The organism is Vreelandella sp. F11, assembly GCF_042466685.1.
Classification (GTDB): Bacteria; Pseudomonadota; Gammaproteobacteria; order Pseudomonadales; family Halomonadaceae; genus Vreelandella.
The window spans coordinates 3,835,465-3,848,035 of sequence record NZ_CP170448.1; the positions used below are offsets into that span (position 1 = coordinate 3,835,465).

General features: G+C 54.2%; 6 protein-coding genes and 3 rRNA genes. 1 reads left to right on the top strand and 8 read right to left on the bottom strand.

Features of this window, described 5'->3' with window-relative positions; translation table 11 throughout:
• Positions 1–3: 3 nt before the first annotated feature.
• A complete protein-coding gene (gene radA / locus ACFIOZ_RS17625; protein WP_386084133.1) occupies positions 4–1,374 on the bottom strand; it encodes a DNA repair protein RadA in 1,371 nt (456 codons plus the stop codon).
• Between the two features lie 167 nt (positions 1,375–1,541).
• Positions 1,542–1,988 (bottom strand): copper resistance protein NlpE N-terminal domain-containing protein, encoded by a 447-nt coding sequence (locus ACFIOZ_RS17630; protein ID WP_386080047.1) that lies wholly within the window; start codon positions 1,986–1,988, stop codon positions 1,542–1,544.
• Positions 1,989–2,154: 166 nt separating this feature from the next.
• On the opposite strand from ACFIOZ_RS17630, the gene hisC reads away from it, so the two are divergent.
• Positions 2,155–3,213, top strand: coding sequence for a histidinol-phosphate transaminase (hisC, locus tag ACFIOZ_RS17635; RefSeq protein WP_386080048.1), 1,059 nt, complete (start codon positions 2,155–2,157; stop codon positions 3,211–3,213).
• Positions 3,214–3,497: 284 nt separating this feature from the next.
• On the opposite strand, the gene rrf is transcribed toward hisC, so the two are convergent.
• The 6 genes from rrf to ACFIOZ_RS17665 form a co-directional block, all read right to left on the bottom strand.
• Positions 3,498–3,613 (bottom strand): 5S ribosomal RNA (gene rrf, locus ACFIOZ_RS17640).
• A 148-nt stretch (positions 3,614–3,761) separates the two neighbouring features.
• Positions 3,762–6,653: ribosomal RNA gene (locus ACFIOZ_RS17645) — 23S ribosomal RNA — on the bottom strand.
• Between the two features lie 259 nt (positions 6,654–6,912).
• Positions 6,913–8,445 (bottom strand): 16S ribosomal RNA (locus ACFIOZ_RS17650).
• Together the 16S, 23S and 5S rRNA genes form the textbook arrangement of a ribosomal RNA operon.
• A gap of 488 nt (positions 8,446–8,933) precedes the next feature.
• The gene (gene pssA / locus ACFIOZ_RS17655) at positions 8,934–9,848 is read right to left on the bottom strand and encodes a CDP-diacylglycerol--serine O-phosphatidyltransferase (protein WP_386080050.1); all 915 of its coding nucleotides are present in this window, start codon (positions 9,846–9,848) and stop codon (positions 8,934–8,936) included.
• A 194-nt stretch (positions 9,849–10,042) separates the two neighbouring features.
• Positions 10,043–10,534 carry an acetolactate synthase small subunit gene (gene ilvN, locus ACFIOZ_RS17660; protein ID WP_007113940.1) on the bottom strand — a complete coding sequence of 164 codons (492 nt, stop codon included), beginning with the start codon at positions 10,532–10,534 and terminating at the stop codon, positions 10,043–10,045.
• Positions 10,534–12,258 (bottom strand): acetolactate synthase 3 large subunit, encoded by a 1,725-nt coding sequence (locus tag ACFIOZ_RS17665; RefSeq protein ID WP_386080052.1) that lies wholly within the window; start codon positions 12,256–12,258, stop codon positions 10,534–10,536. Before ACFIOZ_RS17665 ends, ilvN begins: the two co-directional genes overlap by 1 nt.
• Between the last annotated feature and the right edge of the window lie 313 nt (positions 12,259–12,571).

Genomic DNA, 12,571 nt, shown 5'->3' on the forward strand with positions numbered 1-12,571 from the left:
AGTCTACAGGGCGTCCAACGCATCGCTGAGTTTATCCACGGCAATCACCTCCATGCCCTTGGGCGCCTGCTTTGGTGCGTTAGCCCGCGGCACAATGGCGCGTAGGAAGCCGTGCTTGGCCGCTTCGGCAATGCGCTCTTGGCCACTCGGCACCGGGCGTATTTCGCCCGATAGCCCAACCTCGCCAAATACCACTAACTCTTTGGGCAGTGCACGGTTTTGCAAGCTAGACACCACGGCCAGCAGAACCGCCAGGTCGGCGCTGGTCTCGAGCACCTTGACACCGCCAACGACATTCAAGAATACATCCTGGTCGCCAGTAAACAATCCGCCATGGCGATTAAGCACCGCAAGCAGCATGGCTAAACGGTTTTGATCCACGCCAACCGCTACTCGGCGCGGATTGCCCAGCGCGGATTCATCCACCAGTGCCTGTACCTCGACCAGAATTGGTCGAGTGCCTTCCCACACCACCATGACTAAGCTACCCGGCGCTTGCTCCTCCTGACGAGAAAGAAAGATGGCGCTTGGGTTTTTAACCTCTTTTAAGCCCTGCTCGAGCATGGCGAAAACACCTAGCTCGTTCACAGCGCCAAAGCGGTTTTTCTGTCCCCGCAGCGTGCGAAAGCGCGAGTCGGCACCGCCCTCTAATAACAGCGAGGCATCGATCATATGCTCAAGGACTTTGGGGCCGGCCAGGGTTCCGTCCTTCGTGACGTGACCTACCAGCAACAACACCGTATTGGTCTTCTTAGCAAAACGCGTTAGCGCTGCAGCTGACTCACGCACCTGGGCAACGCCACCTGGGGCCGAGCTGATATCTTCCAGATGCATGGTCTGGATAGAGTCGATCACGAGAATCTCGGGGTTCTCTCGCTCCGCCACCGCCAAGATAGTCTCCACGCTGGTCTCGGCAAGCATTTTCAATCCACTGGTGGGCAGCTGTAGGCGATGGGCACGCATAGCGACTTGTGAAAGCGACTCTTCACCCGTGACGTAGAGGATACGCCGTTGCTGGGCCAGTTTGCAGGCCGTTTGCAGCAGCAGCGTCGACTTACCCGCCCCAGGATTGCCGCCCAGCAGTACCGCCGAGCCGGGTACCAAACCGCCGCCCAGTACACGATCAAACTCCGCGAACGTGGAGCTCATGCGGGGCACTTCGCTGAGATCCACATTGCCTAGGTCGACCACTTCCCGCGACAGATCCCCTGCATAGCCGGATCTGCCAGGGGTTGTACCACCGCCGGGGCGAGCGCTCGCTAAATGTACTTCACTGAGCGTATTCCACTCCTGGCAACTGCTGCACTGCCCCTGCCATTTACGATATTCGGCGCCGCACTCGGTGCATACAAAAGCGCTTTTGGCTTTGGCCACTGCCATTACACTCCTACGGTTGCTATCACTAAGTGGCAACGTACGCTTAGCTGCCGCTAGCATTCACTGTCATTAATTGCTTTTAATCGTCGCGTACGCTGTCTTCACTACTGTCAGCAAACACAAAAGGCGGCCATTGGCCGCCTTTTGTACTACTGGCTAACGCGTTATTGGCGCTTTAGCTGCAGCATTTCACCATTTTCAAAGCGGCGACGCTCTGGATCAATCAACTCCAACGTGCTCTCATCAATACGCATGAAGTAGTAGATTTGGCCATCACCATCCGGCGTCAGCTCGTAAACCGTAGCGTCTGGATCAGACGGCGTACCGGTCAGCACTTCCCAGTTACCCGCGTAGTTTTCATCCGGGGGTGTTTGAGGATGGTTACGATATGAAGCGTTCAGCGTAAAGGTGCGCTCTTCAGCCGCGCTCGTTTCTTCACCCACCATCGTGACGTCCAGATCAATACCATCACAGTTACGGCAAGGTAGTGAACCTTGATAATTTTGCTGTGCGGTAGCCGCCTCTTCTTGCTGCTGCTCCATGGGGCTGCTTGCACAGCCAGCCAGCAGTGCCAACATGGCCGAACCGGCCAGCAAACTCTTAAGTTGCATAGAGTGTCTCCTTAATCTCGTGTTGGACATCACATTTGTTTATGCGCAGTTGTGACAGCATAACCGTTACAAGGTGCGACGCACACCCCTAGCAATGCGAATGCTTGCGCTTCGTTAACCTTCAAGCGACCATGGTGTACCTTGTTAGGATAATCAGGTTACCCACATGAGCCAATACTGGAGTCCGGCCGTTCGCGAACTTACGCCTTACGTGCCCGGCGAGCAGCCCCGCGAGCAGCTTGTTAAGCTCAATACCAATGAAAACCCTTACCCGCCTGCGCCAGGCGTCGGTGAGGCGCTACGCGACTATGCTACAGACCATCTGCGCCTATACCCTGACCCTACCTCTAAAGCGTTGCGTGAGGCTCTTGCAGAGACGTTTCAGGTATCAAGCAGCCAAGTGTTTGTAGGTAATGGTTCAGACGAAGTTCTCGCGTTTGCCTTTCAAGCTTTCTTTTGCCATCAAGCGCCGCTTGATGTGCCTGAAATAACCTATAGTTTTTACCCTGTTTACGCCAATCTCTATGGCGTAGAGCTGCGCAAACATCCACTCAATAAGCAGTGGGAAGTAGATATTGATGCTCTTGCCAAGGGCGCTGAGCGTAGCGGCGTTATCTTTGCCAACCCCAATGCGCCAACCGGCCATGCACACTCGCTTGCCGCGATAGAGACGCTGCTTAAGCGGGTCACTGATCGTGTCGTACTGGTGGATGAGGCGTATGTCGATTTCGGCGCAGAGAGTGCTGTAACGCTGGTTGATCGCTATCCTAACCTGCTTGTCACCGGTACGTTTTCTAAATCACGCAGCTTGGCAGGCTTGCGCCTGGGCTATGCGGTGGGTTCAGAGGAGTTGATTGATGGCTTACTACGGGTAAAAGACTCCTTTAACTCTTATCCAGTGGATAGCCTGGCAAGCCTAGTAGGCATCGCCGCACTCAAAGATGTCGAGCATTTTGAAGCCTGTCGCGGGCGTGTTATTACCACTCGCGAACGCACTCGCCAGCGCCTTGAAGGGTTGGGATTTGAAGTATTGCCCTCTAAGGCTAACTTTGTGCTTGCCCAGCACCCTGACTACCAAGGCGCGCAGCTATTTGCTGGCCTACGCGAACGGGGCATTCTGGTTCGTCACTTTAACACCCCAGATCTCAACAACTTCCTACGCATCACCATTGGCACCGATGATGAGATGGATAGTCTGATTGAGGCGCTGGAGACGCTTCTCTAGTAAAGGGTGAGGTGTGAGGTGTGAGGTGTGAGGTGTGAGGTGTGAGGTGTGAGGTGTGAGGTGTGAGGTGTGAGGTGTGAGGTGTGAGGTGTGAGGTGTGAGGTGTGAGGTGTGAGGTGTGAGGTGTGAGGTGTGAGGTGTGAGGTGGAGCAGGATATTCGTTAGATACCCTTATACCAACATTTTCTACTCACTATCCCCCTTACTCCTCACTATTTACCCCTCACGACCATGCAAAAAAAATCCCCCAAGGCGCAAGCCCTGGGGGATTTTTCATAATAAGTGCCTGACGATGACCTACTCTCGCATGGGGAGACCCCACACTACCATCGGCGCTAAGCGGTTTCACTTCTGAGTTCGGCAAGGGATCAGGTGGTTCACGCGTGCTATGGTCGTCAGGCGTAACTGTTAATGTACATCATGCTGTTTGTGATCGTCTCATTGCCTGCCGCCTGCTCATGTGAGTCAGGCCACACGCTGCGTATCCGGCGTTCTGTTGATCTCTCAACCTCTACGTTATCATCACGACCAGACCCCTTGGGTGTTATAGGGTCAAGCCTCACGGGCCATTAGTACACGTTAGCTCAACGCCTTGCAGCGCTTCCACACCGTGCCTATCAACCAGCTGGTCTCGCTGGGCCCTTCAGGAGGCTCTAGGCCTCAGGGATGTCTCATCTTGAAGGGGGCTTCCCGCTTAGATGCTTTCAGCGGTTATCCCGTCCGACCATAGCTACCCGGCAATGCCACTGGCGTGACAACCGGAACACCAGAGGGTCGTCCACTCCGGTCCTCTCGTACTAGGAGCAGCCCTTCTCAAACATCCAACGCCCACGGCAGATAGGGACCGAACTGTCTCACGACGTTCTAAACCCAGCTCGCGTACCACTTTAAATGGCGAACAGCCATACCCTTGGGACCGACTTCAGCCCCAGGATGTGATGAGCCGACATCGAGGTGCCAAACACCGCCGTCGATGTGAACTCTTGGGCGGTATCAGCCTGTTATCCCCGGAGTACCTTTTATCCGTTGAGCGATGGCCCTTCCATACAGAACCACCGGATCACTAGAACCTGCTTTCGCACCTGCTCGACGTGTCTGTCTCGCAGTCAAGCACCCTTATGCTCTTGCACTCAATGCACGATGTCCGACCGTGCTGAGGGTACCTTCGTGCTCCTCCGTTACTCTTTAGGAGGAGACCGCCCCAGTCAAACTACCCACCACACACTGTCCTCGATCCGGATAACGGACCTGAGTGAGAACGCCAATGATGCCAGGCTGGTATTTCAAGGTTGGCTCCGCCCGAACTGGCGTCCGAGTTTCAAAGCCTCCCAGCTATCCTACACAGGCAACATCAGCGTCCAGTGTGAAGCTATAGTAAAGGTTCACGGGGTCTTTCCGTCTAGCCGCGGGTACACCGCATCTTCACGGCGATTTCAATTTCACTGAGTCTCGGGTGGAGACAGCGTGGCCATCATTACGCCATTCGTGCAGGTCGGAACTTACCCGACAAGGAATTTCGCTACCTTAGGACCGTTATAGTTACGGCCGCCGTTTACCGGGGCTTCAATCAAGAGCTTCGCCTTACGGCTAACACCATCATTTAACCTTCCGGCACCGGGCAGGCGTCACACCCTATACGTCCGCTTGCGCGTTAGCAGAGTGCTGTGTTTTTAATAAACAGTTGCAGCCACCTGGTATCTTCGACCGGTTCGGGCTAGGAGAGCAAGTCTCTTCACCCTACGCCGGCGTGCCTTCTCCCGAAGTTACGGCACCATTTTGCCTAGTTCCTTCACCCGAGTTCTCTCAAGCGCCTTGGGATTCTCACCCTGACCACCTGTGTCGGTTTGGGGTACGGTCGCACATGATCTGAAGCTTAGAGGCTTTTCCTGGAAGCGTGGCATCAGTGACTTCCTGACCGTGGTCAGTTCATCTCGTGTCTCGGCCTGAAAGGATCCCGGATTTACCTAAGATCCCAGCCTACTCACTTTCACCAGGACTACCAACGCCTGGCTCACCTAGCCTTCTTCGTCCCCCCATCGCAACCATGTCCGGTACGGGAATATTGACCCGTTTCCCATCGACTACGCCTTTCGGCCTCGCCTTAGGGGCCGACTCACTCTGCTCCGATTAGCGTCGAACAGAAACCCTTGGTCTTCCGGCGAGGGAGTTTTTCACTCCCTTTATCGTTACTCATGTCAGCATTCGCACTCGTGATACCTCCAGCAGACTTCTCAATCCACCTTCATCGGCTTACACGACGCTCCTCTACCGCTCACACCTAAGCGTGAACCCGTAGCTTCGGTACCTGGTTTAGCCCCGTTACATCTTCCGCGCAGGCCGACTCGACTAGTGAGCTATTACGCTTTCTTTAAAGGATGGCTGCTTCTAAGCCAACCTCCTAGCTGTCTGAGCCTTCCCACATCGTTTCCCACTTAACCAGGATTTCGGGACCTTAGCTGACGGTCTGGGTTGTTTCCCTTTTCACGACGGACGTTAGCACCCGCCGTGTGTCTCCCACGCGTTACTCACCGGTATTCGGAGTTTGCCTCGGGTTGGTAAGTCGGGATGACCCCCTAGCCGAAACAGTGCTCTACCCCCGGCGGTACTACGTGAGGCGCTACCTAAATAGCTTTCGAGGAGAACCAGCTATCTCCGAGCTTGATTAGCCTTTCACTCCGATCCACAAGTCATCCAAATCTTTTTCAACAGATCCTGGTTCGGGCCTCCAGTTGATGTTACTCAACCTTCACCCTGCTCATGGATAGATCGCTCGGTTTCGGGTCTATATCCAGCGACTGTGTCGCCCAGTTAAGACTCGGTTTCCCTACGGCTCCCCTATACGGTTAACCTCGCCACTGAATATAAGTCGCTGACCCATTATACAAAAGGTACGCAGTCACCCAACTAGTGGGCTCCTACTGCTTGTACGCACACGGTTTCAGGATCTATTTCACTCCCCTCTCCGGGGTTCTTTTCGCCTTTCCCTCACGGTACTGGTTCACTATCGGTCAGCCAGGAGTATTTAGCCTTGGAGGATGGTCCCCCCGTCTTCAGTCAAGGTTTCTCGTGCCCCGACCTACTCGATTTCACATGATCAGATTTTCGACTACGGGGCTATCACCCGCTACGGCCAGACTTCCCAATCTGTTCGCCTAATCAGTCTCATGCTTAAGGGCTGGTCCCCGTTCGCTCGCCGCTACTAGGGGAATCTCGGTTGATTTCTTTTCCTCAGGGTACTTAGATGTTTCAGTTCCCCTGGTTCGCCTCGTACCCCTATGTATTCAGGGCACGATACTCATCTTATGATGAGTGGGTTTCCCCATTCAGAGATGTCCGGGTCACAGGTTGTTGCCACCTCACCGAACCTTATCGCAGGCTACCACGTCTTTCATCGCCTCTGGCTGCCTAGGCATCCACCGTGTGCGCTTCATTGCTTGACCCTATAACCCGAAGGAGTCTGGATTTTCGCAATGATAACGTTTCATTTTGCCGGATACGCTTGAGACGTATCACAATTTAAGAAGCACTTCTTGCGAAGTGTTCTTGTCAGCATGATATACATTGTTAAAGAGCGACTGCTATAAGCAGTGATAAGCGTTTTTTTTCGTATTAAAAAGAAAAAGTCACTTATCACTGCTCATCAACAGCATTCTGATCAGGTAATTCATTGTGGACGCTTACTAACTGTGACGCATCGTTTAAGGAGGTGATCCAGCCGCAGGTTCCCCTACGGCTACCTTGTTACGACTTCACCCCAGTCATGAACCACACCGTGGTGATCGCCCTCTTGCGTTAGGCTAACCACTTCTGGTGCAGTCCACTCCCATGGTGTGACGGGCGGTGTGTACAAGGCCCGGGAACGTATTCACCGTGACATTCTGATTCACGATTACTAGCGATTCCGACTTCACGGAGTCGAGTTGCAGACTCCGATCCGGACTGAGACCGGCTTTAAGGGATTCGCTGACTCTCGCGAGCTCGCAGCCCTTTGTACCGGCCATTGTAGCACGTGTGTAGCCCTACCCGTAAGGGCCATGATGACTTGACGTCGTCCCCACCTTCCTCCGGTTTGTCACCGGCAGTCTCCTTAGAGTTCCCACCATTACGTGCTGGCAAATAAGGACAAGGGTTGCGCTCGTTACGGGACTTAACCCAACATTTCACAACACGAGCTGACGACAGCCATGCAGCACCTGTCTTACAGTTCCCGAAGGCACACCAGAATCTCTTCCGGCTTCTGTAGATGTCAAGGGTAGGTAAGGTTCTTCGCGTTGCATCGAATTAAACCACATGCTCCACCGCTTGTGCGGGCCCCCGTCAATTCATTTGAGTTTTAACCTTGCGGCCGTACTCCCCAGGCGGTCGACTTATCGCGTTAACTTCGCCACAAAGTGCTCTAGGCACCCAACGGCTGGTCGACATCGTTTACGGCGTGGACTACCAGGGTATCTAATCCTGTTTGCTACCCACGCTTTCGCACCTCAGTGTCAGTGTCAGTCCAGAAGGCCGCCTTCGCCACTGGTATTCCTCCCGATCTCTACGCATTTCACCGCTACACCGGGAATTCTACCTTCCTCTCCTGCACTCTAGCCTGACAGTTCCGGATGCCGTTCCCAGGTTGAGCCCGGGGCTTTCACAACCGGCTTATCAAGCCACCTACGCGCGCTTTACGCCCAGTAATTCCGATTAACGCTTGCACCCTCCGTATTACCGCGGCTGCTGGCACGGAGTTAGCCGGTGCTTCTTCTGCGAGTGATGTCTTTCCTACCGGGTATTAACCGATAGGCGTTCTTCCTCGCTGAAAGTGCTTTACAACCCGAGGGCCTTCTTCACACACGCGGCATGGCTGGATCAGGGTTGCCCCCATTGTCCAATATTCCCCACTGCTGCCTCCCGTAGGAGTTCGGGCCGTGTCTCAGTCCCGATGTGGCTGATCATCCTCTCAGACCAGCTACGGATCGTTGCCTTGGTGAGCCTTTACCTCACCAACTAGCTAATCCGACATAGGCTCATCCAATAGCGGGAGCCGGAGCCCCCTTTCTCCCGTAGGACGTATGCGGTATTAGCCTGGGTTTCCCCAGGTTATCCCCCACTACCGGGCAGATTCCTATGCATTACTCACCCGTCCGCCGCTCGTCAGCGGGTAGCAAGCTACCCCTGTTACCGCTCGACTTGCATGTGTTAGGCCTGCCGCCAGCGTTCAATCTGAGCCATGATCAAACTCTTCAGTTTAAAATCATTGTGATCCTTACTCGCTTACTTACGGACTAGCCGAAAGCAGCAAAAGCGAATCAAACTTGGCTCAAGGTTCAAACGAATTCACTGTGATACTCCTAAAAGTATCGTTGTGTTCGCCTGCCTTGATATTTGGTGATTTGTCACCAACATCAGCAAGCGCCCACATGAATTACCTGATCAAATTGTTAAAGAGCTGTTTCGCTGGAAGATTGCTGTGAAAGCAACCGGGCTGCCGTTGAACTGGCTTGCCTCAGCGAGGAAGGCGTATTCTACGCATTTCCTGGCGGTTGTCAAGGGCGTTGTTTTCGATGCAAACCTGACCACATCCAAAACCGCTAACTCGTTGACTAACCAAGGCTTTTACACCTTATACACCGCTGGTAACGCTTGGCGTCCCCGGCAGCGGATGCGTACTTTACGGATTCGCCGCCGGGTTGGCAAGGGCTGTTTTGAAATAACTTTCAAAAAAGTGAAGAAAAGTACTAACTGCTAGTTTTAGCCTTACGCATAACGGCTAATACAGGGCCTGATGCCACGTAGGTACCAAACAGCAATAACAGCATCACCGAAGGCTCGACCGAGATCAACACAAACGCCAGCACTATGGCTAGCAGCACAACAAAGGGTACCGGCTTTTTAAAATCGAGATCCTTGAAGCTGTAGTAACGGATATTACTCACCATCAACACCCCCGCCGCCGCTACAACTACTAGCATCAATAGCTTGAAACCAAAGGCATCCGCATCAAAGCTATGAAAGGTCCATACGCTAGCGGCCACTAGCGCGGCTGCGGAAGGGCTAGGCAAACCGATAAACCACTTTTTATCGACGCTACCAATTTGTACATTAAAGCGCGCAAGGCGCAGTGCCGCACAAGCAACGTAGAGAAAAGCCACCACCCACCCCGTCTTACCAATGTCCTGAAGAATCCAGGTAAAGGCAACTAAAGCGGGCGCCATACCAAAGGAGATCATGTCAGCCAAGCTGTCGTACTCAGCGCCAAATTCACTCTGCGTATTAGTCATACGGGCGACTCGACCATCCAGGCCATCCAGCACCATGGCTATAAAGATCGCAACGGCAGCCGAAGCGAACTCACCATTAATACCCGCCACCACTGCAAAGAAACCGGCGAAAAGTGCCGACGTGGTAAATAGGTTGGGCAGCAAATAGATACCTCGACGACGAATCTTTTTACCGTTCTCTACAGCCTCTTCTACCACTTCGGTTTCACGTAAGAAGGCAGCCGCCAGATCTTCATTGCCGCCTACTTCTGACTGATCAGCACTGTCTGGCTGTTCAGCTTTATCAGGCTGAGTCGAGCCTGACTGGGCGAGGTGTGACTGATCAGAGTTTGAGTGCTCTTGATCGCGAGCGTCCTGTGTCATAGGTTTCATCCATTAAAAGTGAAGTCACGGGAACAGTAGTCGCTTTCATTCTACACGGTGAGTGCCACTCAGCCAGCCAATTGCTGTATTGATGTTCCCTACACCTCAGTCAGTGAGTGACAATTAAGCCGCCATTAAAAAGCGCCACCCCTGGGAGGGGGTGGCGCTCTTATTTGGCATTAAAAGTGTGAAGCTTTTAATGCCTAAAGCGACAACACCTTATCGCCACGAGCAATACCCGAGACGCCAGTACGGGCAACCTCTAGAATACCTACCGGCGCCATGGCCTGAAGGAAGGCATCCAGCTTGCCCGCATCGCCGGTGATCTGCACGGTATACAGGCTTGGCGTTACGTCGACGATCTGCGCGCGGAAGATATCCACTGTGCGCTTCACCTCATCGCGGGCCGCACCTAGCGCTTTCACTTTCACCAGCATCAGTTCGCGCTCGATATGGTTGCCTTCGGTGAGATCCACCAGCTTGACCACATCAATCAGCTTATTGAGGTGCTTGGTGATCTGCTCGATGACCCGGTCATCGCCCACGGTGGTGACCGTTAAGCGCGATAGCGACGGGTCTTCTGTCGGCGCTACGTTAAGCGTTTCAATGTTGAAGTTGCGCTGGGAGAACAGCCCGACTACACGTGACAGCGCACCCGGTTCATTTTCTAACAGAATCGAGATGATATGACGCATCAGGTACGCTCCGTTTTAGACAGCAGCATGTCGCGCATAGCGCCTAACGGCACCTGCATCGGATAGACGTGCTCAAAAGGGTCGACCTTCACGTCAAGGAACACCAGCTCGTGCTTATCCGCAAAGGCACGCTCTAGCGCAGGCTCCAGTTCATCAATGGTATTGACGGTAATCGCAGTAAATCCATACGCCTCAATCAGCATATGAAAGTCCGGCAGCGACTCCATATAGGAGTGCGCGTGACGCGATTTATAGTTCAAGTCCTGCCACTGACGCACCATACCCAGCGACGCATTGTTAAGATTGACGATCTTAACGCCCACCCCGTACTGCTTACAGGTGGAGAGTTCCTGCATCATCATCTGGAAGCTGCCTTCACCGGTGACACACACCACGTCATCATCCGGGTAGTTCTGCTTGATACCCATGGCGGCGGGGAAGCCAAAGCCCATGGTGCCCAAACCACCTGAGGTAATCAGCCGGTTGGGTTTATCAAACTTGTAATACTGAGCGGCAAACATCTGATGCTGACCAACATCGGTGGTCACGTAGGCTTCGCCGCGGGTTACCCGACAAAGCGCTTCGATCACTTCCTGTGGCTTAAGCGCTTCGCCCGCCTTGGAAGGCTCGTATAGCTTGCCCTCTCGGTCGGCGCGCCAGCCATCAATCTTCTCCCACCACTCGGTGAGTGCTTCAGGATGAGCAATTTTGTGCCCCTGCACCAAGCTGATCATCTCGTTGATAACGCTGGAGGCCGGGCCTACGATCGGCACATCGGCACGCACCGTTTTAGAGATCGAGCTTGGATCGACGTCCACATGGATGATCTTGGCGGTGGGGCAGAATTTCGACGTACTGTTTGTCACGCGGTCGTCAAAACGCGCCCCAATGGCAATAATCAGGTCGGCGTGGTGCATGGCCATGTTCGACTCATAAGAGCCATGCATGCCCAGCCAGCCCAAGCACTGTCGGTCACTTTGCGGATACGCGCCAATGCCCATCAGCGTAGTGGTGATCGGGTAGCCCAGCTGTTTGACCAGATCGGTCAGGCCTTCGCTGGCTTTGCCCGTGACCACACCGCCACCGGTATAGAATACCGGGCGCTTGGCTTTGAGTATCATCTCAACGGCTTTTTTGATCTGCCCCGTGTGGCCACGCGTGACCGGGTTGTACGAGCGCATCTTGACCTTTTTCGGGTAGATGTACTCGTAACGCTCAGTGGGCGCCGTCATATCCTTAGGGATATCGACCACCACCGGGCCCGGACGGCCTGTGGCAGCTAAATAGAATGCCTTTTTGAGTACTTCCGGTATTTCTGATGGGTGACGAATCGAGAAGCTATGTTTCACGATTGGGCGCGTCACACCGACGATATCGGTTTCCTGGAAGGCATCTTCACCGATCAGATGACTAGCCACCTGGCCACACAGCACTACCATGGGGATAGAGTCCATGTAGGCGGTGGCAATACCAGTGACGGCGTTGGTGGCACCGGGGCCTGAGGTAACCAACACGCAGCCGGGCTTGCCTGATGCGCGAGCATAACCGTCGGCGGCGTGGGTAGCCGCTTGTTCATGACGCACTAGAATGTGCTTCACTTTGTCCTGGCGGAAGAGTGCATCGTAAATATGCAGCGCTGCACCGCCGGGGTAACCATAAATGTATTCGATGCCCTCATCTTGCAAGAAGCGGGCGATCATATCTGCGCCGGAAAGCAGTTCCACTGTATTTCTCCCCTGGAGGTCTCGAGTGCGATCCGTACCCACATGGGCACGGTGTCGAGTGCGGCGGTATGCCGCTGTCGGCCCTTGCCGACACCTGATGCCAAACCCTGGCAGGAGGCCCGGTTAGGGCCTGCACTCTTATCACAGCAGTTCGCTGTGTCGGGGCGTTGGCCAGGTTGGGCGGTTAGCCCAAGCCCGGAAGTCCTTCGGCGGGTAGAGGCTTTCGCCTACCCTTCGCGCGGGAATTAGGGGTTGCCCGTTGAGTCCGCGCCCGCAAATCAGGAACCGACAAGATTCCATTAGCGCCCTCAGC

What these genes read in the sequence shown, in the direction of transcription:
- ilvN (WP_007113940.1), bottom strand. Translation starts at nt 10,534, where the DNA reads ATGCGTCATATCATCTCGATTCTGTTAGAAAATGAACCGGGTGCGCTG.
- hisC (WP_386080048.1), top strand. Translation starts at nt 2,155, where the DNA reads ATGAGCCAATACTGGAGTCCGGCCGTTCGCGAACTTACGCCTTACGTG.
- ACFIOZ_RS17630 (WP_386080047.1), bottom strand. Translation starts at nt 1,988, where the DNA reads ATGCAACTTAAGAGTTTGCTGGCCGGTTCGGCCATGTTGGCACTGCTG.
- pssA (WP_386080050.1), bottom strand. Translation starts at nt 9,848, where the DNA reads ATGAAACCTATGACACAGGACGCTCGCGATCAAGAGCACTCAAACTCT.